The organism is Pseudomonas sp. GW821-FHT10C09 (assembly GCF_059415465.1).
This window is the reverse complement of the sequence record NZ_JBWKNG010000036.1, coordinates 26333-52552: the sequence shown is the minus strand read 5'-3', so window position 1 is coordinate 52552 and position 26220 is coordinate 26333. Positions and strand designations below refer to the sequence as shown.

At 57.1% G+C, this 26220-nt stretch carries 31 protein-coding genes and 1 pseudogene; 15 read left to right on the top strand and 17 right to left on the bottom strand.

Annotation, left to right across the window (positions count from 1 at the left end; translation table 11 throughout):
• Nucleotides 1–127 precede the first annotated feature (127 nt).
• From AC07N8_RS27750 to mutS, 3 genes are all read right to left on the bottom strand, one after another.
• Nucleotides 128–1225: an acyltransferase family protein gene (locus AC07N8_RS27750; protein WP_493146861.1), complete on the bottom strand. Its 1098-nt coding sequence runs from the start codon at nucleotides 1223–1225 to the stop codon at nucleotides 128–130.
• Nucleotides 1226–1431: 206 nt separating this feature from the next.
• Nucleotides 1432–1770, bottom strand: coding sequence for a ferredoxin FdxA (gene fdxA / locus AC07N8_RS27745; protein ID WP_483840464.1), 339 nt, complete (start codon nucleotides 1768–1770; stop codon nucleotides 1432–1434).
• A gap of 142 nt (nucleotides 1771–1912) precedes the next feature.
• On the bottom strand, nucleotides 1913–4480 hold the full coding sequence (gene mutS / locus AC07N8_RS27740; RefSeq protein WP_493146868.1) for a DNA mismatch repair protein MutS: 2568 nt from the start codon (nucleotides 4478–4480) through the stop codon (nucleotides 1913–1915).
• 191 nt (nucleotides 4481–4671) lie between these two features.
• Here mutS and AC07N8_RS27735 point away from each other — a divergent pair, with 191 nt between their 5' ends.
• Nucleotides 4672–5970: a PIN-like domain-containing protein gene (locus AC07N8_RS27735; RefSeq protein ID WP_493146859.1), complete on the top strand. Its 1299-nt coding sequence runs from the start codon at nucleotides 4672–4674 to the stop codon at nucleotides 5968–5970.
• Here AC07N8_RS27735 and AC07N8_RS27730 read toward each other — a convergent pair.
• The 14 genes from AC07N8_RS27730 to AC07N8_RS27665 form a co-directional block, all read right to left on the bottom strand.
• Nucleotides 5963–7210 (bottom strand): site-specific integrase, encoded by a 1248-nt coding sequence (locus AC07N8_RS27730; RefSeq protein ID WP_493146857.1) that lies wholly within the window; start codon nucleotides 7208–7210, stop codon nucleotides 5963–5965. The two genes, AC07N8_RS27735 and AC07N8_RS27730, sit on opposite strands and share 8 nt — an antisense overlap.
• Entirely contained in the window at nucleotides 7177–7374 is a 198-nt protein-coding gene (gene xisR / locus AC07N8_RS27725; RefSeq protein ID WP_056856218.1) for an excisionase family protein, read from the bottom strand. The genes AC07N8_RS27730 and xisR overlap by 34 nt, the downstream gene beginning before the upstream one ends.
• Nucleotides 7371–7544, bottom strand: coding sequence for a hypothetical protein (locus AC07N8_RS27720; protein WP_493146855.1), 174 nt, complete (start codon nucleotides 7542–7544; stop codon nucleotides 7371–7373). The genes xisR and AC07N8_RS27720 overlap by 4 nt, the downstream gene beginning before the upstream one ends.
• Nucleotides 7541–9472 carry a DNA cytosine methyltransferase gene (locus AC07N8_RS27715; RefSeq protein WP_493146853.1) on the bottom strand — a complete coding sequence of 644 codons (1932 nt, stop codon included), beginning with the start codon at nucleotides 9470–9472 and terminating at the stop codon, nucleotides 7541–7543. The genes AC07N8_RS27720 and AC07N8_RS27715 overlap by 4 nt, the downstream gene beginning before the upstream one ends.
• A complete protein-coding gene (locus AC07N8_RS27710; protein WP_493146852.1) occupies nucleotides 9469–10014 on the bottom strand; it encodes a phosphohydrolase in 546 nt (181 codons plus the stop codon). Before AC07N8_RS27710 ends, AC07N8_RS27715 begins: the two co-directional genes overlap by 4 nt.
• On the bottom strand, nucleotides 10011–10526 hold the full coding sequence (locus AC07N8_RS27705) for a hypothetical protein (RefSeq protein ID WP_493146851.1): 516 nt from the start codon (nucleotides 10524–10526) through the stop codon (nucleotides 10011–10013). The genes AC07N8_RS27710 and AC07N8_RS27705 overlap by 4 nt, the downstream gene beginning before the upstream one ends.
• An 80-nt stretch (nucleotides 10527–10606) precedes the next feature.
• Nucleotides 10607–11416 carry a DUF2303 family protein gene (locus AC07N8_RS27700; RefSeq protein WP_493146849.1) on the bottom strand — a complete coding sequence of 270 codons (810 nt, stop codon included), beginning with the start codon at nucleotides 11414–11416 and terminating at the stop codon, nucleotides 10607–10609.
• 51 nt (nucleotides 11417–11467) lie between these two features.
• Nucleotides 11468–11809 (bottom strand): YfdP family phage-associated protein, encoded by a 342-nt coding sequence (locus AC07N8_RS27695; protein ID WP_102595710.1) that lies wholly within the window; start codon nucleotides 11807–11809, stop codon nucleotides 11468–11470.
• A 59-nt stretch (nucleotides 11810–11868) separates the two neighbouring features.
• Complete coding sequence (locus tag AC07N8_RS27690; RefSeq protein ID WP_493146846.1) at nucleotides 11869–12111, bottom strand: pyocin activator PrtN family protein; 243 nt, start codon at nucleotides 12109–12111, stop codon at nucleotides 11869–11871.
• Entirely contained in the window at nucleotides 12108–12491 is a 384-nt protein-coding gene (locus AC07N8_RS27685; protein ID WP_493146844.1) for a hypothetical protein, read from the bottom strand. The genes AC07N8_RS27690 and AC07N8_RS27685 overlap by 4 nt, the downstream gene beginning before the upstream one ends.
• A complete protein-coding gene (locus AC07N8_RS27680; protein ID WP_493146843.1) occupies nucleotides 12488–12769 on the bottom strand; it encodes a phage antirepressor KilAC domain-containing protein in 282 nt (93 codons plus the stop codon). Before AC07N8_RS27680 ends, AC07N8_RS27685 begins: the two co-directional genes overlap by 4 nt.
• 10 nt (nucleotides 12770–12779) lie before the next feature.
• Entirely contained in the window at nucleotides 12780–13151 is a 372-nt protein-coding gene (locus AC07N8_RS27675; RefSeq protein WP_493146842.1) for a hypothetical protein, read from the bottom strand.
• Complete coding sequence (locus tag AC07N8_RS27670; protein ID WP_493146840.1) at nucleotides 13148–13348, bottom strand: hypothetical protein; 201 nt, start codon at nucleotides 13346–13348, stop codon at nucleotides 13148–13150. Before AC07N8_RS27670 ends, AC07N8_RS27675 begins: the two co-directional genes overlap by 4 nt.
• Before the next feature lie 138 nt (nucleotides 13349–13486).
• Complete coding sequence (locus AC07N8_RS27665; protein ID WP_493146838.1) at nucleotides 13487–14233, bottom strand: S24 family peptidase; 747 nt, start codon at nucleotides 14231–14233, stop codon at nucleotides 13487–13489.
• 99 nt (nucleotides 14234–14332) lie between these two features.
• Between AC07N8_RS27665 and AC07N8_RS27660 the strand changes: the two genes are divergently transcribed.
• From AC07N8_RS27660 to AC07N8_RS27595, 14 genes and pseudogenes are all read left to right on the top strand, one after another.
• Nucleotides 14333–14560 carry a transcriptional regulator gene (locus tag AC07N8_RS27660; protein WP_493146836.1) on the top strand — a complete coding sequence of 76 codons (228 nt, stop codon included), beginning with the start codon at nucleotides 14333–14335 and terminating at the stop codon, nucleotides 14558–14560.
• A gap of 138 nt (nucleotides 14561–14698) precedes the next feature.
• Nucleotides 14699–15187 (top strand): phage regulatory CII family protein, encoded by a 489-nt coding sequence (locus AC07N8_RS27655; RefSeq protein WP_493146834.1) that lies wholly within the window; start codon nucleotides 14699–14701, stop codon nucleotides 15185–15187.
• Nucleotides 15180–15386, top strand: coding sequence for a TraR/DksA C4-type zinc finger protein (locus AC07N8_RS27650; RefSeq protein ID WP_493146831.1), 207 nt, complete (start codon nucleotides 15180–15182; stop codon nucleotides 15384–15386). The genes AC07N8_RS27655 and AC07N8_RS27650 overlap by 8 nt, the downstream gene beginning before the upstream one ends.
• Nucleotides 15383–16420, top strand: a complete 1038-nt coding sequence (locus tag AC07N8_RS27645) for a PriCT-2 domain-containing protein (RefSeq protein ID WP_493146829.1) — start codon at nucleotides 15383–15385, stop codon at nucleotides 16418–16420. Before AC07N8_RS27650 ends, AC07N8_RS27645 begins: the two co-directional genes overlap by 4 nt.
• Nucleotides 16421–16446: 26 nt before the next feature.
• Nucleotides 16447–18132, top strand: a pseudogene (locus tag AC07N8_RS27640) (DUF5906 domain-containing protein); the annotation flags it as partial.
• A 328-nt stretch (nucleotides 18133–18460) separates the two neighbouring features.
• Nucleotides 18461–18943 (top strand): hypothetical protein, encoded by a 483-nt coding sequence (locus AC07N8_RS27635; RefSeq protein WP_493146827.1) that lies wholly within the window; start codon nucleotides 18461–18463, stop codon nucleotides 18941–18943.
• A 205-nt stretch (nucleotides 18944–19148) separates the two neighbouring features.
• Entirely contained in the window at nucleotides 19149–19520 is a 372-nt protein-coding gene (locus AC07N8_RS27630) for a DUF3450 domain-containing protein (RefSeq protein ID WP_458725662.1), read from the top strand.
• Nucleotides 19520–19837, top strand: coding sequence for a hypothetical protein (locus tag AC07N8_RS27625; RefSeq protein WP_493146826.1), 318 nt, complete (start codon nucleotides 19520–19522; stop codon nucleotides 19835–19837). The genes AC07N8_RS27630 and AC07N8_RS27625 overlap by 1 nt, the downstream gene beginning before the upstream one ends.
• Before the next feature lie 20 nt (nucleotides 19838–19857).
• Nucleotides 19858–20202: an HNH endonuclease gene (locus tag AC07N8_RS27620; protein ID WP_493146824.1), complete on the top strand. Its 345-nt coding sequence runs from the start codon at nucleotides 19858–19860 to the stop codon at nucleotides 20200–20202.
• Between the two features lie 200 nt (nucleotides 20203–20402).
• The gene (locus tag AC07N8_RS27615; RefSeq protein WP_493146823.1) at nucleotides 20403–20930 is read left to right on the top strand and encodes a phage terminase small subunit P27 family; all 528 of its coding nucleotides are present in this window, start codon (nucleotides 20403–20405) and stop codon (nucleotides 20928–20930) included.
• On the top strand, nucleotides 20896–22656 hold the full coding sequence (locus AC07N8_RS27610) for a terminase large subunit (RefSeq protein ID WP_493146821.1): 1761 nt from the start codon (nucleotides 20896–20898) through the stop codon (nucleotides 22654–22656). The genes AC07N8_RS27615 and AC07N8_RS27610 overlap by 35 nt, the downstream gene beginning before the upstream one ends.
• Nucleotides 22656–24077, top strand: coding sequence for a phage portal protein (locus AC07N8_RS27605; protein ID WP_493146819.1), 1422 nt, complete (start codon nucleotides 22656–22658; stop codon nucleotides 24075–24077). Before AC07N8_RS27610 ends, AC07N8_RS27605 begins: the two co-directional genes overlap by 1 nt.
• Nucleotides 24078–24093: 16 nt before the next feature.
• The gene (locus tag AC07N8_RS27600) at nucleotides 24094–24978 is read left to right on the top strand and encodes a head maturation protease, ClpP-related (protein WP_493146818.1); all 885 of its coding nucleotides are present in this window, start codon (nucleotides 24094–24096) and stop codon (nucleotides 24976–24978) included.
• Between the two features lie 3 nt (nucleotides 24979–24981).
• Nucleotides 24982–26202: a phage major capsid protein gene (locus AC07N8_RS27595; protein WP_493146817.1), complete on the top strand. Its 1221-nt coding sequence runs from the start codon at nucleotides 24982–24984 to the stop codon at nucleotides 26200–26202.
• Nucleotides 26203–26220: the final 18 nt, after the last annotated feature.

The window sequence follows — 26220 nt, the reverse complement described above, 5'->3', positions numbered from 1 at the left end:
ACGGTTACCGGGATAGCGAATTCTTTTTCATGAAGATCAAGAGCGTCTTTCCCGGTAATCCGTGAAGAACCTTTTTTTTGCTCGGCATTTGATAACGCGTTTTTTAGAGTGTAATTGAGCATCTCGCTTATGCCGTAACCGATGTTCTGCGACCTTTCGTGTACTTTCGAATGGTGCTGTTAAGGGGTTTCTCTACATATAAGTGAAGGCCGACACCTGCAGCATGGCAAATGATTAGGAGTAATAGCAGGTAGCCAATTGGCCCAAGCATTAAGTGAAATCCGAATTTGACCATAAAAAAAACGTACAGTGGTGCCAATATGGTGTGCACTAAATATAGGCTATACGATGAGTCGCCCAGCAAGCTTAAGAGTTTATATTCGCGGGTTGAACTCTCGAGGCTGATCGCCGCCCACGCCAGAATAAATGCAGGGAATCCCCACTCTATTGAGCGCTGAAGCTCCAGGCTGGGGGTAGCGACCTTAATGATATCGCTCATTTCGATCAATAAAAACAGGGGGGGGAGGCATACGATAATAGAAAGTGCTATTGATTTCCTAATTAGCAATCCACTGGAGATTATTCTGTACAGAAACATCCCAAACAGGAACTCGATGATTAGGGGGGTGGCGAGGCTTTTAGCGATCGGATTGTCGAATATAGAAACTGACCCAAGGAGGGCTGCGGTAAAGAAGAATGCAAGTATTGAAAATTCTACGGATTCCAGTTTTTTGGAACCTATCAACAATCCGGCAGCGATAGCTGTATAAAAAAAGAACTCGATCTGCAGGGTCCAACCTATGCTTAATAATGGAGGTCTGTTCCAGTGCGTGAACGTTATGGATTCAATCAGCCATTTGAGTTCGAAGCGTGACGAATTAAATGAGTACATAAGTTCTGCATCGGGGTTTTTGAATGCGCCGACGGTCACCAGGTACGAAAGAAGTACTGTCAATAATGTCGCAAGAAAGTACATAGGCCATATACGTACAACACGACGCCAGATAAACCCGGCTGCTCCACTCGTGGTTGCAGCGCCTGGCTTATAAAGTCCCCCGAATAAAATATACGGCATGATGAATCCACTTATCACGAAGAATAAATCGACGCCAAATCCTCCGAGACCGGTAATTTTGCTTGATACACCAAAAATTTGTAGATGAGAATGGGCGAATACGACGAGTAGGGCTGCTACAAATCGCAGGTATTGAATGTTTTTTATCATGCGTCTGAAGCTCGAAGTGAGATGCCAAGAAAGGGGGCGCAGCTTACAGGCTCGTCGTTTTACAGCATGCCAATGCAGGGCACCTCAAAAAATACATTGCCTGTTTTTTGGTTCAAGGCTTATGTATTACCAGCTTAATAAGGTTGGCACTTTTTATTTGGGAAACTAAAGGGCCCGTTAGGGCCCTTTTCGGGAACGCGCGGAAATCAGCGTTCGAGGTCTTTGAGCTTGGGGCCTACAGACTTGTTGATGACACGATCAAACGCTTCAGCGTCAGGCATCGAGTCTTTCTTCTCGGTGATGTTCGGCCAGATTTCGGCCAGATCAACGTTCAGCTGAATGAATTCCTGCATTTCTGCCGGAACTTCATCTTCGGAGAAGATGGCCACAGCAGGGCATTCTGGTTCGCACAGTGCGCAGTCGATGCACTCATCCGGGTGAATCACCAGGAAGTTCGGGCCTTCGTAAAAGCAGTCCACCGGACACACTTCTACGCAGTCGGTGTACTTGCACTTGATGCAGTTGTCGGTGACGACGAAGGTCATTTCTAATTTTCTCCTCAGGCGGCGGCAGCGGAGCCCCTTCACGTTGGGGTCGCCAGGTTCGGGAGCGATAGTCTGCTGGCCAGGCTATTAGCCAGCAGCATCCCAAACCGCGCGAGATTCTAACAGCTTGCAGGCAAGTGCGTTAGATCCGGTTCTTTAGTGTATAGAGCATTTCGAGCGCACGGCGCGGCGTCATGTCATCCAGATTGAGCTTGGTCAATTCATCCAGCACCGGATGCGGCAGGCTGGCGAACATGTCGCTTTGCTGTGGCGCGGCCGGTTTGCCCTTGGCAGGCGCAGGAATTTCATGGGGCAGGGCGGTGGCTTCCAGGCGACCCAAGTGCTCGCGAGCACGCACAATCACTTCGCTCGGCACACCGGCCAGTTGCGCCACGGCCAAGCCGTAACTCTGGCTGGCAGGCCCAGGCAGCACGTGGTGCAGGAACACGATGCGTTCGTTGTGCTCGGTGGCATTGAGGTGAACGTTGGCCACCAGCGGTTGCGCCTCCGGTAGCACCGTCAGCTCAAAGTAGTGGGTGGCAAACAGCGTGTAAGCGCGCAGATACGCCAGTCGCTCAGCCGCCGCCCAGGCCAGGGACAGGCCGTCGAAGGTGCTGGTGCCGCGACCGACTTCGTCCATCAGCACCAGGCTGCGTTCGGTGGCGTTGTGCAAAATGTTTGCGGTTTCGCTCATTTCAACCATGAAGGTCGAACGGCCACCCGCCAGGTCATCGCTGGAACCGATCCGGGTGAAAATCCGGTCCACCAGGGACAGTTCGCAACTGGCTGCCGGCACGAAGCTGCCGATGTGCGCAAGCAACACGATCAACGCCGTCTGACGCATGTAGGTGGATTTACCGCCCATGTTCGGACCGGTGATCACCAGCATGCGCGTGTTGTCGTCCAGGCTCAGGTCGTTGGCCACGAATGGCGTGCTCAGCACTTGCTCGACCACCGGGTGACGACCCTGGGTGATGCGCATGCAGGGCTCGTCGACGAAACGCGGGCAGTTCAGGTCGAGGTTCAGCGCGCGTTCGGCGAGGTTGCTCAGTACGTCCAGTTCGGCCAGCGCAGCGGCGGTGTCCTGCAACGGTGGCAGTTGGGCGATCAGGTCTTCGAGCAGCGCTTCGTAAAGCATCTTCTCGCGGGCCAGGGCACGGCTCTTGGCCGACAGTGCCTTGTCCTCGAACGCCTTGAGTTCCGGGGTAATGAAACGCTCGGCACCTTTCAACGTCTGGCGACGGATGTAGTCGGCAGGTGCCGACTCGGCCTGTTTGCTTGGCAACTCAATGAAGTAGCCGTGAATGCGGTTGTAACCGACCTTCAAGTGCGACAGTCCGGTGCGGGCTTTCTCCCGCGCTTCCAGATCAATCAGGAACTGCCCGGCGTTTTCGCTGAGCGATTGCAGGTCGTCGAGTTCGCTGTCGTAACCGGACTTCAACACGCCGCCATCACGGATCACCGCAGGCGGGTTGTCGATGATGGCTTTTTCCAGCAGTGCCGCCAGTTCCGGGTAGGTGCTGGTGGTCTTGGCCAGTTGAATGATGTGCGGCGCTTCCAGCTCGGTCATCGCCACTTGCAACTCAGGCAGCGCGCCCAGCGCATCGCGCAGACGAGCGAGGTCGCGAGGGCGGGCGTTGCGCAGGCCGATCCGCGCCAGGATCCGCTCGATGTCGCCGATTTCCTTGAGCTGCGGTTGCAGCTTTTCAAAGCGGTAGCCGTCGAGCAGGCACGTGATCGAAGTCTGGCGCGCCAGCAACACGGTCAGGTCCCGCAGCGGACGATTCAACCAACGGGTCAGCAAGCGGCTGCCCATGGCGGTCTGGCAACGATCGACCACCGATTGCAGGGTGTTGTCGCGACCACCGGCCAGGTTGGTGTCCAGTTCCAGGTTGCGACGGCTCGCGCCGTCCAGCACCACGGTGTCATCCAGACGCTCATGACGCAGGCTGCGCAAATGCGGCAGGGCGGTGCGCTGGGTTTCCTTGGCATAGCTGAGCAGGCAACCGGCAGCGCCGATGGCCAGGGTCAGGTTCTCGCAGCCAAAGCCTTTAAGGTCCTGGGTCGAAAACTGCTGGCACAGACTTTTCAGCGCCGAGTCGCGCTCGAAATCCCACGGCGCGCGACGACGAACGCCACGACGTTTTTCCGCCGGCAGGTCTTTTGGCCAATCGTCCGGGATCATCAACTCGACCGGATTGACCCGCTCCAGCTCCGCCAGCAGGTTTTCCCAGCCCTTGATTTCCAGCACGGTGAAATTGCCGCTGGTGATGTCCAGCACGGCCAGGCCGAACAGGCGTTCGTCACCCAGTACCGCAGCGATCAGGTTGTCCCGACGCTCATCCAGCAGCGCTTCATCACTGACCGTGCCCGGCGTGATGATCCGCACCACCTGACGATCCACCGGCCCTTTACTGGTCGCCGGATCACCGACCTGCTCACAAATCACCACCGACTCGCCGAGCTTGACCAGTTTCGCCAGGTAACCTTCCGCCGCGTGGTAAGGAATCCCACACATCGGAATCGCTTGCCCTGCCGACTGCCCACGGGCGGTCAGGGTGATGTCCAGCAATTTGGCGGCCTTCTTCGCGTCTTCGTAGAAGATCTCGTAGAAGTCACCCATGCGGTAGAACATCAACTGGTCAGGGTGCTGGTTCTTCAGGCGCCAGTACTGCTGCATCATTGGCGTGTGGCTGGATAAATCTGAAATTGCTTTATTCATCAGTGGCTTGGCGAGGTTCGATAAAAAGTGTGGGGCAAATTTGGGGCATTCACAGCTGCTGAATTGGCTCAAAGAAAGCCGCTACGCTGCGACGCTGTTCTGTACGGGCGAGGGTAACATGGGAGATGATCCGGTGGCTCCGTGAGAGCGAGGGTTGACCACACATTGGAAGGTTAAAAATGAAGAAAATGTTTCCCGGGTATTTTTCGAATGATCCCGAGACCCTAAAAAGTATTTGGGGGCGTTGCCTTTTTGTTTTAGACGCCAATGTGCTGTTGAGCCTGTATCGTTACTCAAACGAAACTCGTGCCGAACTGTTTGAAATATTTCAGCTGCTCAATGATAGGTTGTGGGTACCGCATCAGGTTGCCAGTGAATACCTCGTAAATAGGGTTGGTGTGATTGGGCAGCAAGTTAAAGTTTATGATGAGGCTATCAAAAGTGTAGAGGATCTGCGGCGATCATTTGAAAATCCCAAGCAGCATCCTTTCGTTGAGGGGGATACTTTAAAGGAGGCGATAGTTTCTTTTGAGAAAATAGTTGGGGATTTGGGGGTAAATAAAAAGACATATCTGCGGAAAATAGAATCCGATGATGTAAAAACGAAACTAGAAAAGTTGTTGGATGGTCGTGTAGGAGAGGGTTTGACAGAGGAAGACGTTGCTAACGTCCTTTTGGTTGGGGCGCAGAGGTATTTGCAGAAGGTCCCTCCTGGTTATAAAGACGTTAAGAAGGGAGGCGATTCAGAAGTCGTTGCAGATAAGCTAAAACCATTCGGAGACTACATCGTTTGGAGACAAACTCTAGCAAAAGCAAAAGCCGACAGTCTGCCGGTTGTCTTTGTGACTGGTGACAGTAAGGAGGATTGGTGGACTATTTATAGCGGCAAGCCGTTGGAGCCTCATCCTCAGCTTGTAGATGAGTTTGTTAAGGAGGTTGGGCAAGATTTCTTTATGTATCTGCCTGAGAAATTTATGGAGCGCGCCAACGAGTATCTTGATAGGGCAACATCTCAAAGTGCCATTGATGAGATTGTCGATGTGCGTGCGGAGGAGTTGGCGGATGCGGTGCCTGATAAGTATTCACTCAAGAAGAATTTTTTAATGAGTACGGCTTTTCCTGTGGGAGATAAGCAGGCTCTTATGGTAAAGATCGAAGCTTTGGAAAGGCAAGTTCAAACCCAGCAAATACAGATGCAGGTGTTGGAGTTAACGGCAGATCGTATAACCCATGAGCGGCAAGAAGTGTTAACAAGGTATACTAATTCATTGTCCAATACAGACGGTGTGGAATCACCGCACTCCATTAGACTATCCAGCACAATAAACGAACTGGGGTCTGAGATAGAGCACGTGTTGTCAGAGCGTGATTTAATGAAGCGGGATTTGCAGGAGCTTACCCTTCATATTGCAACGGCTAGGTATCAGTTAAAGGCGATCGATTTTTATTCTGAGGGTGGTGAGTTTAAGTCTAAGTAGTCTTTGATTTGTTAATTCCTTCCCATATGTTTTGGAGTTCTCGGGGGGATTCGTCATCCATCCAGCGAGCATAGACCTCCACTAGCATGGTGAAGTCTTTATGACCCATTTGTTTTGCAATGAAAGCAAGGTTTCCACGTGCTGTCAGACACCAGCAGGCATAGGTATGTCGGGTCTGGTATGGCCTGCGCGGACGAATCCCCGAGCGCTTCTGAATGGCCGCCCACTTGGTGTTCCAGGACGTAGGGACAAACCAATGGTTGATGATTTTTTTCCGGGCTTGCGTTGTTGGGGACAGCAGCGGGGTGACCGTTTCGCCCCGGCTTTCGTGACGATTCATGTATACCTCGATCTCACGCGGGGCATGATCGGCCACCAACCCCATCAGAATTTTGCAGGCCTCGATCGCCGGCGGCATTAGCAGGACTGCTCGTGGCTTCCCAGTCTTCGGGACTTTGAAGGTGCCGTCCGCTGTGATGGCTCGCGTGACGTTGATCTGTCCCGCGATCAGGTCTACGTCTTCGACGGCTAACGCGCACATCTCACCTGGTCGAAGTCCGGTGTAAACCGCGAGCGTGATCGCGGCCGAGTCCTGTGGGTGGAGGCAACCTTTGCTGAGCAGTTGTTCGAATTCGCCCTTGGTCAGAGGGTCCGGTTCGCGCCCGATCATTGCGAATCGAATGCAGGCAGCGGATAACCCTTTGCGGCAGTAGCTGTTGTTTTCGCACCAAGCTAGGAATCCGGCGAACGTGGCCAGGTAATGGTTCGCTGTGGAGGGCGCCCGGGTTGAGATCAGTTGTGTCCTGAGCATTTGTATATCTTCAGGCAAAAGGATGCCGGCTAATCGGTCCGGCCCCAATAGTTCGGTGCAGATATCCAAAGCGTAGCCATACTTTTCTTCAGTCATCGGGGTGATGTCGACGGCCTTCAGTGGTTTGTAGCGGGCCATCAGCGCTGCCAGCCGCTGGTCCTTTACGTTGCTGTAGTTGGTCGCGTTTTTCGAATTTGGAAAGTGTCGGGTGTAATCGAAGTGTCCTGTTTTAATCTCATGAATAATCGCCGCCCTGAGAAGGGCGGCATGTTTGATGTTGGCTTTGGTTACCGGAAGGCCGAGGGACTCGCGGCATCGGACTCGCCGCCACATGAATACGACACGGATGTTACCGCCGTGTAATTCAATCCCTTTGTGTTTGGCCAGCTCGGCTTCTAGGCCGCTTCCTGCGGTGCGCTCTCGGCCCACTTGTCGTACTCCGTCATGTTGATTGCGATGCGGCCGTCTGGCGTTTTGCGCCAGATCCGACCCTGTGCCCAAGTGCCGTTCTTCACTTTGTGTCGTATGGCGTCTTCGCTGTAGCCAGTGAGTTCGGATGCGCGGTTGATCATTACCCAGCGTGGAAGGCTCATTGCTCTTGCTCCCGTGCACGGCGCGCGATGCCTTCGGCCTGGCGCAGCTTGCTGCATTGTTCGTGATTACCGTGTGCCCGCGACTTGTCGCATTTGTCGCAGATGGTTTGTAGATCAAGGGGCGGCATCTGCCCGTGGCGTATGCGAACGGTTCGGCGAAGGGCTGTCATGCGGCCTCCCTTAGCACTTCCGCTTGCCGCCATGGATCATTCGCCCGGGCAAGCGCTGCCATCGGTGGTGGGCTTACGCTGTTACCACACATGTGGACTTGTTGGGTTTTCGTGAATGGCTTGCCGTCGGCACCGTGGCTGATGATGTAGTCGGCGGGGAAGCCCTGAGCCTTATATAGCTCTGCCGGTTGCAGCATTCTCAGGCAGATGTCGACGATCACGTACGGCGTGCCTTTTATAGTCACTGTTACCAGTGCCAGCCGGTCCTTGGTGGTGATGGTTGGTGCGGGTTCGTCGGCGGCGCTTACGTTCTCGGTGCCGTAGTAGCTGATGAGGAATGCCGCAACGCGCAGCGCACCGGCTTCAATCTCCGGAGAAAGCTGAAACTCAACCAGCGAGGTTTTGCCACCGCCACCTGCCGTGATTGTTGGTGCGGGCTCATCAACGGCTTGGCCAACGCTGGCGCCAAACTGCCGCTCCATGAAGGCGGTGACCAGCCCGTGGTGTGTTCCGCCGGCGCTGATGGTATGCAGCGGATCGGCAGCATCCCGCGCATCGCAGTTGCCGCGCAGGTGCACCAGGTTGGCGGTCACCAGCTGCTGTTGGCTGCCAGTGTTGGTCACCGTGGTCATCGGGTCCCCGATGCTCTTGGCGTCGGTGGTGTTGAAACCTCCGTTCATCTGGGCCATAAACACAGTCGAGGTGCCCATCGCGTGGGCCGCGCCTGCCGGGCGCTGGTAGTTGCCACCGCTGGTGATGGTAGGCAGCGGCTCGTTTCCAGGCTTGTCGCCGTTGCCCAGTTGCACGAGCGTGGCCGCTGACAGTGTCAGTTCGCCGCGGTTGGCGCATGTCACCGTAGGCAAAGGCGAGTGCGGGTCGTTGATCCGATCGCTGCCCTGGTGCGTGGCTGGCGCAATGATCGGGCTGGCCATGGCGAACGATCCGCCGCGCGGCCAAGAGGTGACGGTGCGCAGCGGGTCGTGCGCTGACTGCACGCTATCGCCGGACCAGTTCGCGATCGGCACAATGAAAGGGTCGGCGGCATCGATGACGAATTTCTTCATGCCCTTGGCAATTCGGCGCAGGGTGGCCGGTGCCAGTGGCTTCGCTCGGTCGAAGATGCTTTTGCTCGGGATGGTCCAATCGATGCACTCGGCGGCGGTTCGCCACTTCTGCTGGCCCTTCACTGGGTGCTTGGCGTGTGTCGGTTCTGGCCATACGACCGGCTCGCCGTCGCAGCGGGCGATCATGAACAGTCGTTCGCGGCTCGTCGGTGCACCGAAGTCGCAGGCTTTGAGCACGCGCCATTCGACGACGTATCCCAGGTGCTGAAGCTCGGCGACAAAGGTTGCCCAAGTCTGACCGCGCCGCTTGGGGTCAGGCACGAGGAACTGTTGGTGGACAGGTACGACTTCACCTGGCTCTGCAATGGCGCCATCCAGCTTCATTACTCGGCCAGTCGACTTGCAACGCTTGGCGATCAGCGGCCCCCACTGAAGAATCTGTTTCACGTTCTCCAGGCTAATGACGCGAGGCTTCTTCTTTCCGGCCCACTTCAGGCCGATCCACGACAAGTTCCGAATCTCACGCTTACGCGGCTGACCGCCGGCGGCCTGGCTATGGTGCGTGCAGTCCGGCGACATGTGGAACCAACCAACTGCCTTGCCGCCGCACTCGGTGTCCGGATCACCATCGAACACGTCGGTGGTGTAGTGCACGGCGCCCGGGTGGTTGATGGTGTGCATGCTGATTGCCTGAGGGCTGTGGTTCTTCGCGACATTCACCGCACGGCCAAGGCCCATCTCCAGCCCGGTACCGGCGCCGCCACCACCGCAGAAGAAGTCGACAACAATTTCTTCATCCTGAGCGTTGAAGCCCAACCCGTATTGGGTTTTAAAGTCGAAGGGATGCTTTTTGAATGCGGTCATGCACTCATCCTCCGGCGGTGATCACCTTGCATCAGGTCCATCAGACGACTGAAGAACTGCATGCTTGCTTCTGGGGCTGGTAGCGGGGTGATGCGCTCGGGCATTGGTGGAATGCCGCGCAGGCATTCCCATTCGCCAGAATGGTGGGGCATTAGGTCGCGGCGCTCTGTGGCCAGAGCCACCATGTCGGCGCGCACCACACACTCGGGCAGGATCGGGTCGAGATTAAATCGAGCGCAGATAGCCTGCCATATGGTTTCTTCGGCCTCGCGATATTGCGGCAGCAAGGCTTTCAGCGGGCGGGTCATGTCGCCGATGTACGCTTCGGTTGCGTCGTGTAGCAGCGCCACCAGATGGTGCTGCGCAGGGACCAGGCTCGATACCAGAAGGCTGTGCTGTGCCACGCTGTAATGCGTCCGGGTGTGGCCGTTGAATCGGCACAGATGGGCCAGTGCGTGGGCGATATCGTTAGGGCTTATCATCGCGGCGGTGGGTTTCACCAGGTCGAACTGACGGCCGCTGTGCGTGATGATCCAGTTCATGCAGCACCTCCTGTTACGGATTGGTGCGGCGCTGCGTAATTTTTCTTAAGGTCGCTAGCCTGCTCGAAGGCGGTTAGCGCTCGGTCCACTAACTTTATGATCTGGCTCTGTTGAGCGCTCGCTTTTATCCGAACCGGCTCAGTGCCTGGGAATACTCTCCACGTATCCTGTGCCAGTTGCAGGCTACTTGCTGCGCCGAGGAGTAACTGGGCGTCTTCGGGCTTGAGTAAGGTGCCGAACGTCAGTGTCTGCTCGTACAGCTCAAGGTAACGGCGCTTGGCTTCGCGAAGGGATGCGTCGTGGCGGGTCTGTTCTGTCTCGCGAAGACGATTCAGGTGGACGACGTCGCGATCGAGAGCGGCCAGTCGCTGGTTGTGTAGGTCATTGCGTTCAACCAGTCCAACAGAAACACCGCGGTTGTAGGCGCGTTTCATTGCTTGAAAGAAATAGAAGGTTGTCGCTACCCAGCCAGCCAGGAGGCCGAAGAGAATGATGTAGGTTTCAGTTTGCATGTGCTGTGATCCTCGGTAGAGCCCGCCGCCGGGATTCTTGGTGAGAGGCCGGCGGCGGGGTGTTGCCACGGGTTAAAGGCTTATGCGCTGAACGTACCCAAGATCAGAGTGGCCGCGCCGCCTACTTCTTTGGCGAGGGTTGTCTTGAACTCTTGGGCGATTTCCTCAACCTGTTGCTCTTCACCCGCCCAGCGCAGCTTCAGGGCTGGCTTGTCGTTGCCGGTAAAGATGCTGAGCTTCAGCGTGAATACGCGGATGGCCAGACCGTCATACGGGATCAGTGAGAATTGCAGAGCTTCCACGCGGGAATCAGCATTCGCTGCCTCGATGCTGTCCATCGCGCTACGGGCGGCGCCGAAGTTGTGTTCGCTGGTCGTTGCCGTGCTCTTCGCCTCGATGGTGATGTTGCGAACGCTGGCAACTGCGGCGCTGATTGGCATCGTTCCGCCGCCTTCTTTCACTGCGACGAGGTTGGTGTTCCAGTCTTCGATCCATTCGGCCAGATCCCGCTGAGTGAGTAGCCGGCCGACGATCTTCTGAAGTGCCAGATAAGCAGCGGTCGGTTTGAGTGTCAGCCTGGCGGTGTCATCTGCATGGCCGGGGGCTTCGTCAGTACCGAGATTGAAAAACACCTGGCAGCTCATGTTGTCCTGATCAATGAAGCCTTTCGCAGCTGGGCCGTTGCGGGAGATCGTGTATTCGGCGAAGTCGCGCAGGCTGGTGGTATTCAGGGCGCCACGAAAACGAGAGCGGAGCGCCTGATACTGTTCCAGGTTGTGGATTTTCACGCCGACGGGCAGGGCGGTAACGGGCAAAAGCGTGGTCGGCAATTTGGCCGCTGCGGAGGCTTGGTCAATGATCAGTTCAAGCGTGTCTTTATTAAGCGACATTGGTGTTTCCCTTTTGGTGAGAGGATTTGGTGCTGCGTGTTGGTGCTGGATTTATCGAGCTTTCACCGGCGCGTCTTCGGGCTTGAAGAGCTGCGCCGTCGGGTCGTTCTGAAAGAGCGTCAGACCTTGCGGGGTCAGGTACAGCGGCGTGTCGAGGGTTGAGTCCTCGCGCAACTTTCCGCGCTTGGTAGGTTGCGCGAAGTCGAGGGTGTGGCTGATCGCAACCTGGTTGCTTTGGCCGATCTGCTTCATCTTCAGTTTGATGGTCACTTCGCCGGCCTTGCCAAAGTCGATAACGCCGGCAGCAACGTTGGATAGGGCTTGGCCGATCTGCTGTGAGAAGACGCCGGCATTGAGTGAGCTGAAGAAGTCATTCGTGTCTGTGGCTTTCATGTGCTGTGCCTCGTTGAGTGCATGTTGATTGCCCCTGGACGGCAGGGGCTACCGTTCAATCAGGCCGCTGCCTTCGTCGCTTGAGCATCGAGGTAGTCAGCCAGGTTGTGCAGGTACACCACCGGTTTTGCTCGCACCGAGCAGTGCAGGCGCGTCACGACCAAAGCAATGCGGCCGGCTTTGATCTCGCTCAGTAGGTGTCGGTCGGTTCGGATATGCGCAAAGTAATGCTCACGCACGGCGGTTAGGGACGGGCAGGGCGTGGCGAACTGTTTACGGAGCTGGTCGAGGGTGTTGCTCATGCGGCAACCTCCCCAAACCCCTCCGATGGGGGCACCAGTTTGAGCCGGATCATTTCGGCGAGGCCTTCTTTGCTTTTGCCCATGGCTGCGGCGCAGATTTGGCCGTTCGCATCAGCCACTACGGCACCGAATGGATACTCCGGAGAGTTGGTCGGGGTGACGTAGGCCACCTGGCCTTCTTTAATCACCCCGTTTACGCAGCGAAAAACTTCGGCCAGTTCCAGCGTGCGGCAGGGAATATTGCCCAGTAGGTCGATAGCTTCGCTCGCTGCGCCGATGAGGGTGGCGCGGCTGACGACTCCCGGACTGTCCAGATAAATCGGGATCAGCCGCAGGGCGCCGAGGGCTTGCGTGTACGCATTGAAGTAGTTGGTTTTCATGCTGCGGCGTCCTTGTTCTGGGCGTTGATGCCGATGCCAAGCTGCTTCGCCAGCCACTCGATGCCGCGTTCAGTGACCAGAACGACGGCATAGTGGCTGTAGCCTCTGATGTTGTCGTTCCAGCGGCTGCGCGGGTCGCTGAACAGGTAGCCACGATCGCGGTGCTGACTGGCGAGTTCGCCGCTTTGGGTCAAAACACGGAGTTCGCGTAGCTGGCTGCGAAATTTGCGGGGTTTGAGGCCGAGTACGGCGGCGGTTTCGTCCAGGGTGCGGTTCATGGCGCTGTCCTCAGGCTGCAATCAATTTGCGGACGTGAACCAGCAAGGCTTCCGAGTCGGCCAGCGCTTGATCAATTTGCGCCAAACGGCCGGTCTGTTCTGGAGGAGCTGGTCGTGCCGACTCAATCCGGCCGTTCGCAATGTCCTGAATGAAGTCCCGTAGGTGCAGATGGTTGGCCCGGTCCGAGCGCTTGAGGGTGAGTTCACCCGTGTGACCAGCCATGTCGACGTTGATGACTGCGCTGGTGTCGGTGAGCTCGACTTCAAAGCTTGCATGGATCGTTTGTTCTGGACGTTGAAGCGGGCACACGGCTGAGCCGCCGACCTGTAGCATGTGGTGCAGCAACTCTTGTTTTGCGAGGGGGATCAGGTAGCTATTCATGCTGCGTCGCCCCCGAAAGGCCACGAGCTATCGCTGGCGGTGCTGGTGGGTTCGACAGCCGCGGTGCGGCCTTTGGGGGTGGTGATCACCAGCAGGCCGGTTTGGCGCTGGATGGCTTCGACGGCGGCGCGGCTACTGCATGCTGAAGGATGCAGGTAGACCGGGCAGCGGCTGTTGCTGTGCTGTGTGGTTTGCATGGCTCGTACTCTTGGTGAGAGGTAGATACGAGTGCAAAATTAGCAACAGCTAAATAAACATGCAATAGCAGATGCTAATTTAGTTTGCCGAGGACACAAAAAAACCCGCTCATGGCGGGTTCTATTGTCGGAGTGGGGCTACAGCAGTACGGAATACCAGAAGACTTTGCCGATCACTATGATCTCTTTTTCGATCAGTTCGGTTGGGCTGTATTCTTCATCTGGATGCTCGTCGCGATTGTAGCTGCGCATCCTGAGGCCTCCACCTGGTAGGCGATACAGTGTTTTCACGCGCAGTTGACCGCCGTGATTGATTGCGTACATCTTCCCCTCGGTGATGGTTGTACAGCCCTGGTCAACTCCTACGGTGCTCCCGTGAGGTAACACTGGCTCCATGCTGTTGCCATTCACAGTGACGCAGACGGCTTCATTCGCCTGAACGTTTTGGCGCCTCAGCGTCATCTTGCCAAATCGAAGTTTTTGCTTGTGTGATTGGTGAACTGCGGTCCGGCCGCTTCCCGCGGACAATTCAACTTCCTTTAGGAATGGCACGTAAACCTCATCATCATCAAGGGGGGTATCGTCATCCCATACATCAATGGGGCCGAGGTACTCGGCGTTGCTATCGACGATCCGATTTTCCGAGGGTAGCGACGTTTCGGTTATCGCGTTGCGCTGCGAGGCAAGCGGCACGGTGAGTGTGCCTTCAGCAAGGCCGATTTTTGCCTCAAGATTCGCGGCCGCTTTCTCGCCGAGGGATCTATGCCCATTGAGCAGCTGCGAAAGATATGAGGCATCTAGATTGTGTAGTTCGGCGAACTCTTTCTGAGATTTTTCACCCATCAAGTCACGCAGAACTTGAACTCGCATTTTCTTTATATCCATTCCCCAATCATCGCTTTCCGTTAGCAAACAGTAAATTACGTTTTGCTATTGCTCTTGGCATTAGCAATTGCTAATCTCGACATTCAGAAGGAGGTGCTTATGACCTTGCACGAGTATTTGAAAAGTCTTGATAAGGCGGCGCTGGATAAATTCGCGGGCCGGTGCGGCACGTCCGTAGGACAGCTGAAGCAGGTCGCTTACGGAAACCGACGTGCCGGCGCTGCCTTAGCAGTTGGTATCGAGCGAGAGTCGGCAGGTTCAGTCACTTGCGAGCAGCTTCGTGCAGACATTGACTGGGCTTATCTCCGCGGTTCCAAAGCAGCTTAAAAGGTGCCGAGCTGGGGCCTCTCACCAAAGATCCCCCAGCTCAGCTACGACGACACACAGCACATGCACATCGGTCGTGGTCGTAGGATAGGGTTTACCCTGGACTATGGCTACACCGTAAACAGGGGATTTACGGTTATGAGTCGAACAGATCTTTTGCCGGACGCTGGTCCGGTCCTTCCTTTGCGTCAGGCGATCTATCGCGCTGGTCGTGACTACAAGGGCGGAATCACCGCCCTTGCCTTTGACATGGTGTTGGAGAACGACACCCTCCAGAAGAAACTCAAGCTTGATGAGGAACGCCGTTGGCTGAATCCTGATGAGCTGGAAGAGCTGATCAGGCTTACTGGAGATGCCCGCCTGCTCGATGCGCTGATGCGTCCGGCGGGTGCGGTCTGGTATCGCCCTGTGCCGGTACCGGCAACACGTGATGCCTTGAAAGCGGTTGGAAAGTTGCTCGGCGAGACCGGTGAGTTCGTTGCCGCGATGCACGATGGCGCTGCCGACAACGTTTGGGAACTTCACGAAGTCCTCGACCTGGAAAAGCAGGGCATGGATGTGATCCGCGAAATCCTCGGCATCATGGCGGGTGCGCGTCAGGCGATGGAGGATCGCGACAATGGCTGACGATATCGACCGCGCTAATGATCAGGCGCAATACCTGCTCGACGTCGCCCTCCATCGCAATCGCCGTGTGCCTACAAGCCGTGTCAGCTCGCAGTTCTGCGAAGACTGCGATGATCCCATCCCGTTGCTTCGACAGCAGACGATTGAAGGTTGCGAGACCTGCGTCCACTGTCAGGGGTTTCGGGAGGCTCGGCGATGAGTGACGACAAAATCCCTTTGCAGCTCGCCAACCTGCCTTACCTTCTGCAATACATATCGCCTGACTCACGAGATACGTGGGTCGAGGTCGGTATGGGCCTTAAGGCTGAATTCGGCCAGGACGGTTACGGCCCTTGGAATATCTGGAGCCAGAGCAGCAAAAGCTACGACGGCAAAGCGGCCTTGTCTGTATGGAAGTCATTCAAAAAGGGCGGTACCGGCATGGGTACCGTGATCAAGCTGGCGCACGATGCTGGCTGGCGTCCTGAAAAAACGGAAATGACTGCTGAAGAAAAGAAGCGGTTCGCGGCGGAAGCCGAAGCCCGACGTAAACAGCGTCAGGCAGAGGTCGAGGCGGATGAGGCGTTACTCGAGGAGATGCGTTCACTGGTCGCGGATAGCTGCCAGCGAATCTGGAACGAACATTGTCAATCAGATGGCCAGAGCGCCTACCTCGATCGAAAACAAGTCGGTGCTTTCGGGATCGGCTTTTTCAACACGACAGTGATTCTCTCCATCGATGACCACAACAAGCGGTGCCAGGTGTGGTCGGGCAGCAACGCCATGCAGTTTTTCAACAACTTGCCTAAGCCGCGCCCAGCATCGCTGAGCTTCCTGATGTTCAAGCCCGGCAGCATTGCAATCCCGCTGCGGGATCTGTCGGGCAAGCTCTGGAGTCTGCAATCGATCAACGGGCAGGGCACCAAGCTGTTTCCAAAGTACGGCCGCAAATCGGGCTGCTTTCATGTGTTGGGTATCGTCGATTCCCCGGTTGTTGTTGCGGCGGCCGAGGGTTACGCAACGGCTGCAAGCGTGCACATGGCAAGTGGTTGGCCGGTCGCGATGGCTGTTGACTCGGGCAACCTGGTCAACGTCGTTCGGTCAATACGTTCGCTGCACCCAGAGGCGGCAATTGTCGTCGCGGGTGACGATGATCCGGATGCACCAGGCAATCCCGGTCGAACTAAAGCAGAAGCTGCTGCCCTTGAGGTTGGTGGCTTTGCTGCATTTCCTTTTTTTGGGGAGGCTGCCTGATGGCCAAGGATTGGAACGATTTGCACATCGAGCAGGGTCTCGATGTTGTCCGTGCCCAGCTCGATGCCGCGGCGGTATCGGCAGCGTCTGTTCAGCTGGATGATCTTCCCCGTGCCCCAACTGTGGAAGCGCCCGCCGAAAACGGCGCTGCTACTCCAGAGGGGGGCGGGGGGAATCGGTGGACGGCTGAACGGATCTTCACGCGGTTTGCACTGGTTGAGGGTAAGACAGCGATTTTCGACACATTCAAGCGAGTGATCATCAAGAAGTCCGCTTTTGAAATGCTGGTGACCAAGCCGCTTGCGAAAGACTGGCTGGAGTTGCCGGTGAAGAAGGTTATTGCCGACGACATGGCTGAACGCCTGGCCAACAAGGCGAAGGCCGAGGCCAAGTTCAAACAGGTCAGTGGCAATGGAATGGCGCCGGTCGAACGTTACGTTTACATCGACGGCACCAAGGACGCGTGGGATATCCAAAAGCGTCGTCGCATCCCCGAAGGGTCGCTGAAAATGTCTTTGGGCGATGCGTACGGGATGTGGTTGAACAGCCCGGATCGCCGCACGGTGGACATGGAGCACATTGTGTTTGATCCGTGCATGACGAAAGACCCTGAGGTGTACATCAATACCTTCGAGGGGTTGCCTTTGGTGCCAGACAATGACCTGGAGAAATGTCGGACCCTGAAGTCGCTGATTCCATTTTTGTGCAACGGCGACAAGGCGGCTACTGACTGGCTGACGAAATGGTTGGCTTACCCGCTGCAAAAGGTCGGGGCCAAGATGGATACCGCCGTGCTGTTGCATTCCACAATGGAAGGCAGCGGCAAAAGCCTGCTGTTCAGCGACATCATGGGTCAGATCTACGGTGACTGTGGTGCCACAGTTGGTCAGGCGCAGCTTGAGTCGAATTGGACCGTCTGGCAGTCGAACAAGCTATACGGCGTATTTGAAGAGGTTGTCAGCCGGGACCAGCGTTACAACCAGGTCGGCAAGATCAAACACATGGTCACTGGCAAAACAGTTCGCATGGAGTCGAAGTTCGTGAACGGTTGGGAGGAAGCCAACCATATGAACGCAGTGTTTCTTTCGAACGAGATCATGCCTTGGCCGATTGGCGAGAATGATCGCCGTATGTTGGTGGTGTGGCCCAAGGGCACGCTGCCTGCCAATGCTCAGAAGAAGGTCGCGTACGAACTGGCCAATGGCGGGGTCGAGGCGCTTTACGATTACCTGCTCAGTTACCCGCTGGGCGACTTCGATGAGCGTACGCGTCCGCCCAACACTGATGCCCGTCAACGGCTGGTGGAGTTGAGCATGGCCAGCTGGCAAACGTTCCTCCGTGAATGGCGGCATGGCTTGCTGGGTGCGCCGTTCGATATCTGCGTGAGTAGCGATCTTTACGCGCTCTTTCTGGAGTGGTGTCACCGGAACAAAGAGCACTCGTTAAGTCACACGAAGTTCAGCGGGTTCATTTCGACTGAAGTGGACAAGGTACCGCGCGTGCCTTGGATGGAAGGGGCGCGGCGTGCATTCGGGACCTTCTTCTTTCCCTGGTCTGGCATCGACCCGGCGCCTTCCCCGGCCCCATCCATGACCGCTGGCGCGCTCGGAACGGCCGTGGCCAAGTGGAGAGATCAGGCTCGGGCTGGCGGATGGAGTGTGGATAGCTGGGATCATGTGAAGTTTGCTGACAAGGGGAGTGCGGCAGCATGACGACCATTTGTGTGTCAGGTGTGTTTCCTCTGTTTCAGGCTGATACCGGCAACCTGACACAGCCACAGCCCACGTTGTTACGGGCTTTGCGTCGGTCCGTGTCAGGTGTGTCAGGTTTAATGCGTGCGCAGGCGTACGCACCTCAACAACAGCTGATATCAAAACATGAATCTTTTTGTTTTTTTATGCGTGAAGAACTACCCAACACACCTAACACACCTGACACAGATAATTTAAAGCATTGTTTTATAAGGTTTTTAGGTGTGTCAGGTTTGTGTCGGGTTATCGGTTTTTTGTGTCAGGTTCGGTTTGTTCGGGGGAGCTGGTGATGATCGACGAAATTGAAGTGCTGTTAATCCACTGGGGAGAGCAGTGCCGTATGAACGGCGAGGCTGGCGGCATGGGCAGCCCAATGGCGACGATCATGGAATGGGGTGGCTGCGCGCCTCGCGGTACGCCGGGCTCGCGGATCATTCTCGGTGCTGGTGCAGGGCCAGATGGTGTTTCCCAAGAGATCACAGCGGCCCTGGCAGAGATTGCACGGCAGGATGATCGAGGGCTGATGTTGCAGCGGCTGGCAGCGGTGCGCTACGGCGATGACCCTGCGCCGACCTGGCTAATGCAGATGCACCTGGCGGGGATGTCATCCAGCGCGAAGCAGACTTACTATGACCAGGTACATGTCCTGCATCAGCGGCTGTTGCAGGTACTGACTGATCGTGCCGATGCTCGCAAGTGGCTTGCCACTGGTCGGGGCGGTTTGCCTCAAAGTCTCCTCAAAGCTGCGTCAAAGTTGCGTCAAGCTGGATAACCGAAAATGCCCTCTTTTCGGTTCCGTACTGAGGGGGTAAAAAGTCCCCACGATATGGAATTTGCGCCTCGGCGCTGACCTCGCACGTGCTGTGCAGCTTCACCCGGCTTCCCTGAGCCGGTCACCTAACCCCGCTTCGGCGGGGTTTTTATTTTCGGCCCGATGGGTTTCTGCGATCGCAGATCATTTTATTCATGGAGCAGCGATGGACCCTACTGACCTCGGCCCGGGCACGGCCACATGGCTGGGCGGTAGTGCCACTGTGATTTTTGGTGGGTTGCTTTGGCTTCGCCGCTTCCTGTCGAAGGACGCTGCGGATCGGGCGATGGACAACGCTGACATCGGTACTGTCCGTCGCTTGAATGAACTGCTCGACTCCGAACGTACCGCCCGCAAAGAGGCAGAGGCTCGTGCAGATCAGTTCGCTAAAGAGCGCAACGATCTCGCTGCTTCAGTTGGCCGGATGGAAGGACGCATTGATGCGCTGACCAGCCAAGTCTCCCAGCTCACGGAAAAGGTCATGTCGCAAAGCCAAGAGATTGCCCGTCTGCGGCAGCAACTTGGAGGTGCCAACTGATGGACAGATGCGCAATGGAATTTATCGCTCGCCGCTGGTGGCGCCGGACTGAAGTCTGGGCCATTGCGGTCTTGCTGGTCGGCGGTGGTGCGGTGCTGGGGTATCAGGCCAGCTACTGGTCACTTGCTGAGAAACAGGCCAACCAGGTCGAAGAGATCCGCCGCGCCTATGACACCGCGATGGCTGAACGGGATATGCGACTGGATGAGCTGACCCGAAAGACCGGCTCTGCTGCTGACAAGGCATCGAAAGCCGCGACTACGGCAACTCAAGCTGCTGACAAAGCGATTGAGGCAGTGGATCGGGTTAGCCAGTGATCAGGTCAGGCGATCGACTGGTGGCAAATGAGCCTCGGGTTTATGACAGTCGCTGGGAGAAGGCGCGTGCCGCGTACCTGCTGAAGCATCCGTTGTGTGTGATGTGTCAGCAGCAGGGGTTGATCGCTGCCTCTCGGGTGGTAGACCACAAGATCCGGCATGGGCTGAAGGACGCAATTAAATCAGGCAACAAGGCTGCCATTGCGCGGGCTCAAAAGTTGTTCTGGGATCAGGGCAACTGGCAGGCGCTCTGCAAGGTGCATCACGACTCAACCAAACAACGTGTCGAGAAGCGTGGGCACGAGATCGGATGCAGCGAGCAAGGGATACCGCTAGACCCTGGCCACCACTGGGCTCAGGGCTGACGGCCATGCGGCTGGCTGTGCCCTCTGATCTCGATGCACCGAGACGGTGCGGCACGTCAACGCCCCTAGGGGGGTGGGCAAAAAAGTCTGCACCTTTTTGCTCGCTGACCCCTCGCCATGGTCTTTACACAAAAGCGGGAAAAATGGGGGGATACCCCTTCGGTAAGTTAGGTGTTCGTGTGTGAAATTCGAGGTTTGAAATGGCCGGAAACGAGAACTCCGGGCGACCAGCCCTGCCGGCCGTCGTCCATTTGATCAATGGAAATCGCAGCAAGAAGAACCGCGGCGACCTGCTGCGTGAGCAAAGCCAGCCGGTGATGCCGGTTGAAGCGCCACCGATGCCCGACTGGCTCGACGAAGATGCGCGGCGCGAGTGGGAGCGGGTGGTACCTGACCTGGTGACGCTCGGGCTGATTTCCAAGATGGACATGCAGGTCATGGCTCAGTACTGCGAAGCCGTGTCGGACTACCGACGCTGGACCCTGAAAATTCAGGAGCTCAACGAAAGCCTGTCCAGCTCAACCAAGGGAGACGTGCAGACTTATCGCACCGGCGCCCAAGACCTTTCGATCTGGCGAAAGCTGCGCAACGACGCTGAGCGCCGCGCCAATGACGCCGGCGGTAAGTTCGGATTTTCGCCCATGGCCCGCCGATCACTGAAGCCCGCGGCGCCTCAGGGAGAGCTGTTCCCCAATGAACAAAAACGAATCGTCGACACTTACTTCTGATCGCGTCGCCGCCTTCGCGAATGATGTGCTGGCCGGTCGCGTCATCGCCGGTCCCGATGTACGCAACGCCTGCCAGCGGCACCTCAACGACCTGAAACTCGGTCCATCTCGTGGGTTGCGTTGGGATTTGGCCGCTGCGCAGCGTGCCATCGGTTATTACGAAAACGTGCTGTGCCTTAACGGTGGTGAATATGAGGGGCTGCCGTTCATCTTGAACCCCTGGCAGGCCTTCGTTATCGGCTCGTTGTACGGCTGGAAAGCGGCTGATGGATATCGCCGGTTCCGGACTGCCTACGTCGAAACCGGCAAGGGGTCGGGGAAATCGCCGCTGGCGGCCGGTATCGGCTTGTTGGGCATGACCTCCGATGGCGAAGCCCGGGCCGAGGTCTATGCCGCTGCGACGAAGAAAGACCAGGCCATGATCCTGTTCCGCGATGCGGTGGCGATGGTCGATCAGTCGCAGTTGTTGGCTGACCGGATCGAGCAGTCTGGGCGCGGTGAGAAAGTCTGGAACCTGGCGCACCCGGCATCAGGCAGCTTCTTTCGCCCCATCAGTGCTGACGACGGCCAATCGGGGCCGCGGCCTCACATCGCTTTACTCGACGAGATCCACGAACACAAAACGCGGACCGTCGTGGACATGATGCGGGCCGGCACCAAAAGCCGGCGCCAAGCCATGATCGTGATGATCACCAACAGCGGTCACGACCGTACGACCATCTGCTACGAGTACCACGAATACGGCATCGCGCTGTGTAAGGGTGACAAGCAGGACGACAGTTTCTTCGCCTTCATCTGCTCACTCGATCCGGGTGATGACCCGATCAAGGACGAAGGCTGCTGGTACAAGTCGAACCCTAGCCTGGCCTTCGGCAAGCCCGGTGATGCAAACGGCGGGGTGCCGGGGCTCAAGTACTTGCGCGAGCAGGTCACTGAAGCCCGCGGCATGCCCTCGAAAGAGTCGAGCGTGCGTCGCCTCAACTTCTGTGAATGGGTGGATGCCGCTAACCCTTGGTTGGCCGCAAACATCTGGATGGCCTGTGAAGACGATTACGATCTCGAGCAGATTCCCGAGGGTGAACCTTGTTATGGCGGCCTCGACCTATCCGGTTCGCGAGATCTCACGGCCCTGGTGCTGTATTTCCCCCGGTTGAAACTGGCAGTCGCTGAACTGTGGACGCCCAAAGACAGCATGCTCGACAGGGCTCGCGTTGACCGTGTGCCCTACGACGCTTGGGTGCGCGGCGGTTTCCTGCATGCGCCACCAGGTATGGCCGTCGACTATGCGGCAGTCGCTGCGCGCGTGGGCGAGCTGGCGGTGCGATACAGCATCCAAGGCATCGCCTTCGACCCATACCGCATCAAGTACTTCACGCCTGAACTGGAAGCTCAAGGCATCGACGTACCGTTGCTGCCGCATGGTCAGGGCTACACCGTCTCGAAAGAAACCGGGCTGTGGATGCCTCGCTCTATTGAGCTGACAGAAACACTGCTCACCGAAAAGAGCATCAAGATAAAAACCAACCCTGTGCTGCGTTGGAACGCAGCCAGCGCGGTGCTGGATGCGGACCAGAAAGACAATCGAATATTTGCCAAGCGTAGGAGCACCGGTCGAATCGATGGCGTTGTTGCGCTGGCGATGAGTATTGGTGCGGCAGATTCTCAGCCTGTTGTTTCTGGCGACCGCGACGGCTTCTACAACAATCCGATCATGGTGGGAATCTAATGGCGCGGGAACAGAAAACCGGGCGAGTTCGTGCCGCCCTCCAGCAATGGCTGGGCGTGCCGATCGGCTTGAACAACACCGCGTTCTGGCAGGAATGGATCGGTACATCCAGCAGCGGAAAGGCGGTAACCGTCGACAGCTCGCTGCGTCTATCTACCGTCTGGGCCTGTGTTCGCCTGCTGTCTGAATCGGTATCGACCTTACCGTTGAAGCTGTACCGACGGATGCCGGACGGGTCACGAGAAGTCGCCACAGACCATCCGTTGTACCGGGTTCTCTGTCGCTCACCCAACATCGAGATGACCCCGCAACGCTTCATGCTGATGGTCGTGGCTAGCATCTGTTTGCGTGGTAATGCCTTCATTGAAAAGAAAATGATCGGCACCCGCATTACCGCGTTGATTCCGCTGTTGCCTCAGTGCATGAAGGTCGAGCGCCTGGCCAATGGGCGACTGGAATACAGCTACACCGAAAACGGTAACAGGCGGGTGATTCCCGAAAAGATGTTGGTGCACATCCGTGGCTTCGGCCTTGATGGCGTGTGCGGCATGCTGCCGATCACCACGGGGCGCGACATCATCGGCGCGGCCATGTCGGCGGAAGAAGCCGCGGCGAAGGTCTTTGCCAACGGCTTGCAAGCCTCCGGCTTTCTGACGGTCGAGGGTGGCAGCGCTCAAGGCGCTGGCACGCTCACTGACAAGCAGCGTGAGCTGTTACGGGCCAGCTTGGCCGCGTTCAGCAGCTCGACCAACGCTGGCAAAACCATGGTGCTGGAAGCGGGCCTGAAGTATCAGGGCATCACCATGAATCCCGAAGCGGCTCAGATGTTGGAGACGCGTTCCTTCAACGTCGAAGAAATCTGCCGTTGGTTCCAGGTGCCCCCGTTCATGGTCGGTCACATGGACAAGCAGAGCAGCTGGGCGGCGAGCACCGAATCGCAAAACCTGCATTTCCTCACCAACTGCCTGCGGCCGTTGCTGGTCAACATCGAGCAGGAAATCACTCGTTGCCTGATCGGTGATCAGGACTCCGATGAGTTCTTTGCGGAGTTCTCGGTTGAGGGCCTTCTGCGTGCAGACAGCGCGGGCCGTTCTGCGTACTACAACGGCGCGCTGACAAATGGCTGGATGAACCGCAATGAAGTCCGGCGCAAAGAAAACCTGCCGCCGATCCCGGGTGGCGAGGTCTATACCGTGCAAGGCGCCATGGTTTCGCTGGAATGGTTGGGTCAAAACGGCGGGCTATCGGCGAAGGCCGCGAAGTTCATGCAGGACCTGATGGTGGCCAACGACGCGGGCGACAAGGCTTCGATTCAACTGGCTTACAGCGAAGCGGCCAAGGCCCTTCAGGCTGGTGACCCTGACGGTACCGTCATGGCCCATGCGCTGATCTCTATCGACCGGCTAAAAAAGGCCGCCTGACACTCTCGGAGTTTTCATGACAATCAAAACGCTTCCGGCGGCACCGGCGGCCCGGCCGCGCGCGGATGTTTCCTGCGACATGTTGCCCTTGGCGCTTGAGCGCTGGAACCCCGAGATCCGGGCGGCGGCAGACGAAGAGAACACCATCTCGATTTATGACCCGATCGGTTATGACTTTTGGACCGGAGAGGGGGTGACGGCCAAACGTATCAGCGCCGCACTACGGTCGATGAATGGCGCTGACGTGACCGTCAATATCAATTCACCAGGTGGGGACGTGTTCGAGGGGTTGGCGATTTACAACCTGCTGCGCGAGCACAAAGGCAAGGTGACCGTGAAGGTACTGGGCCTCGCTGCTTCCGCGGCGTCCTTTATCGCGATGGCTGGCGATGATGTCCAGATCGCCCGCGCTGGCTTCCTGATGATTCATAACGCGTGGACGATTGTCGGTGGCAACCGCAACGACATCCGTGAAGTCGCGGACTTCCTGGAACAGATCGATATCGCCCTGGCCGACATCTATGCCGCACGTACCGGTGATCCCACCGAGGCCATGCAGAAGCTGATGGATGCTGAAACTTGGATGGCCGGATCCGTCGCGATCGAGGAAGGGTTTGCCGACCAGCTGCTGCCCTCCGATGCAACCAAACATGACGCCAAGGCCGGTAGCCCGCAACAGATCGCGGCTCGCCGACTGGACGTCATCCTCGCAAAACAGGGAATGCCGCGCAGCGAGCGCCGTTCCCTGATTCAAGACATCAAGACCGGCACGCCCAGCGCTACCGGTCCGGGTACGCCGAGCGCTACCGAACCCCCGGCCATTCCGGCCGAAGCCATTGCTGACTTAGAACGAGCCCTTGCTCAGTTCAAATCCGCAGCCTCTCTCGTACCAGGAGCTTGAAGAATGTCCGATAAAACCGCTGAGCTGCTCGCAAGCGTTTCCGCTGAGCTGAAAAAAGCTACCGAAGATTTCACCCGCCAAGCTGATAACGCGCTAACTGAGGCAAAGAAAGCTGGCAGCCTGTCTAACGAAACGAAAGCCGCCGTCGACGAATTGGCAACCAAATTCAACTCGTTGTCCGAGGCTGAGAAGCAGCTCAAAGCGCAACTGGGTGAGATCGAACAGGAGTTCGCCCGACTTCCGGCCCAAGCCTCTGGTCAGTCCCGGGAAACGTTGGGCGGCACCATCATTAAAAGCGAAGCGTTGAAGGCCTTTGCGGCGAGTGTCGAGGGTAATAAGCGGCTGAGCATTCCTGTCAGCGCGGCCCTGTTGTCGGGCGATGTCCCGGCGGGTGTTGTCGAACCACAGCGTATCCCGGGCATTGATGTCTCGCCGAAACAACGTTTGTTCATCCGTGACCTGATCGCACCTGGTAAGACGGGCTCGCCGGCCATCTTCTGGGTGCAACAAACTGGTTTTACCAATGCGGCTAAGGCTGTGGCGGAAGGAACGGCCAAGCCGTACTCCAGCATCACGTTCACCCCAAAGATCACCGGTGTGTCCACCATCGCTCACCTGTTCAAAGCGTCGAAACAGATTCTGGACGACTTCGCACAACTCGGTTCGACCATCGATATCGAAATGCGTTATGGGCTGAAGTACGTCGAAGAGCAGGAAATTCTGTTCGCCGACGGTACCGGGGTTCACTTGCACGGCATCGTGCCGCAAGCCTCCGTCTACGATCCTGCGTTCGAGGTCGATCACCAGTCGGGCATCGATGACCTCCGCCTGGCGATGCTGCAATGCCAGCTGGCTCGTCTGCCTTCGAGCGGCCACGTCCTGCACTTCATGGACTGGGCAAAAATCGAACTGACGAAAGACACGCTCGGTCGTTACATCCTGGCCAACCCATTGGGCCTGGCTGGCCCTGTGCTTTGGGGCTTGCCGGTGGTGGCCACCGAAGCGGTGGGTTTCGAAGGGAAGTTTCTCACCGGCGCCTTCCAGACTGGCGCGCAACTCTTCGATCGCGAGGACGCGAACGTGGTGATCAGCACTGAAAACGCCGATGACTTCGAGAAGAACATGATCACGATCCGCTGCGAAGAGCGGCTGGCTCTGGTGGTCAAGCGTCCCGAAGCCTTCGTCTATGGCCCGTTCACTGCCCCTGAACCTGCGGGCGGTTGATCCTCACAAGGCCGCCAC

Coding starts and splice junctions, on each gene's coding strand:
- AC07N8_RS27645 (WP_493146829.1), top strand. CDS start 15,383: ATGAGTGACGACAAAATCCCTTTGCAGCTCGCCAACCTGCCTTACCTT.
- AC07N8_RS27705 (WP_493146851.1), bottom strand. CDS start 10,526: ATGCAAACTGAAACCTACATCATTCTCTTCGGCCTCCTGGCTGGCTGG.
- AC07N8_RS27610 (WP_493146821.1), top strand. CDS start 20,896: ATGAACAAAAACGAATCGTCGACACTTACTTCTGATCGCGTCGCCGCC.
- AC07N8_RS27660 (WP_493146836.1), top strand. CDS start 14,333: ATGACCTTGCACGAGTATTTGAAAAGTCTTGATAAGGCGGCGCTGGAT.
- AC07N8_RS27605 (WP_493146819.1), top strand. CDS start 22,656: ATGGCGCGGGAACAGAAAACCGGGCGAGTTCGTGCCGCCCTCCAGCAA.
- AC07N8_RS27600 (WP_493146818.1), top strand. CDS start 24,094: ATGACAATCAAAACGCTTCCGGCGGCACCGGCGGCCCGGCCGCGCGCG.
- fdxA (WP_483840464.1), bottom strand. CDS start 1,770: ATGACCTTCGTCGTCACCGACAACTGCATCAAGTGCAAGTACACCGAC.
- xisR (WP_056856218.1), bottom strand. CDS start 7,374: ATGAGCCTTCCACGCTGGGTAATGATCAACCGCGCATCCGAACTCACT.
- AC07N8_RS27735 (WP_493146859.1), top strand. CDS start 4,672: ATGAAGAAAATGTTTCCCGGGTATTTTTCGAATGATCCCGAGACCCTA.
- AC07N8_RS27720 (WP_493146855.1), bottom strand. CDS start 7,544: ATGACAGCCCTTCGCCGAACCGTTCGCATACGCCACGGGCAGATGCCG.
- AC07N8_RS27675 (WP_493146842.1), bottom strand. CDS start 13,151: ATGAATAGCTACCTGATCCCCCTCGCAAAACAAGAGTTGCTGCACCAC.
- AC07N8_RS27700 (WP_493146849.1), bottom strand. CDS start 11,416: ATGTCGCTTAATAAAGACACGCTTGAACTGATCATTGACCAAGCCTCC.
- AC07N8_RS27750 (WP_493146861.1), bottom strand. CDS start 1,225: ATGATAAAAAACATTCAATACCTGCGATTTGTAGCAGCCCTACTCGTC.
- AC07N8_RS27635 (WP_493146827.1), top strand. CDS start 18,461: ATGATCGACGAAATTGAAGTGCTGTTAATCCACTGGGGAGAGCAGTGC.
- AC07N8_RS27630 (WP_458725662.1), top strand. CDS start 19,149: ATGGACCCTACTGACCTCGGCCCGGGCACGGCCACATGGCTGGGCGGT.
- AC07N8_RS27615 (WP_493146823.1), top strand. CDS start 20,403: ATGGCCGGAAACGAGAACTCCGGGCGACCAGCCCTGCCGGCCGTCGTC.
- AC07N8_RS27595 (WP_493146817.1), top strand. CDS start 24,982: ATGTCCGATAAAACCGCTGAGCTGCTCGCAAGCGTTTCCGCTGAGCTG.
- AC07N8_RS27695 (WP_102595710.1), bottom strand. CDS start 11,809: ATGAAAGCCACAGACACGAATGACTTCTTCAGCTCACTCAATGCCGGC.
- AC07N8_RS27655 (WP_493146834.1), top strand. CDS start 14,699: ATGAGTCGAACAGATCTTTTGCCGGACGCTGGTCCGGTCCTTCCTTTG.
- AC07N8_RS27685 (WP_493146844.1), bottom strand. CDS start 12,491: ATGAAAACCAACTACTTCAATGCGTACACGCAAGCCCTCGGCGCCCTG.
- AC07N8_RS27665 (WP_493146838.1), bottom strand. CDS start 14,233: ATGGATATAAAGAAAATGCGAGTTCAAGTTCTGCGTGACTTGATGGGT.
- AC07N8_RS27650 (WP_493146831.1), top strand. CDS start 15,180: ATGGCTGACGATATCGACCGCGCTAATGATCAGGCGCAATACCTGCTC.
- AC07N8_RS27670 (WP_493146840.1), bottom strand. CDS start 13,348: ATGCAAACCACACAGCACAGCAACAGCCGCTGCCCGGTCTACCTGCAT.
- AC07N8_RS27690 (WP_493146846.1), bottom strand. CDS start 12,111: ATGAGCAACACCCTCGACCAGCTCCGTAAACAGTTCGCCACGCCCTGC.
- AC07N8_RS27680 (WP_493146843.1), bottom strand. CDS start 12,769: ATGAACCGCACCCTGGACGAAACCGCCGCCGTACTCGGCCTCAAACCC.
- AC07N8_RS27710 (WP_493146852.1), bottom strand. CDS start 10,014: ATGAACTGGATCATCACGCACAGCGGCCGTCAGTTCGACCTGGTGAAA.
- AC07N8_RS27625 (WP_493146826.1), top strand. CDS start 19,520: ATGGACAGATGCGCAATGGAATTTATCGCTCGCCGCTGGTGGCGCCGG.
- AC07N8_RS27715 (WP_493146853.1), bottom strand. CDS start 9,472: ATGACCGCATTCAAAAAGCATCCCTTCGACTTTAAAACCCAATACGGG.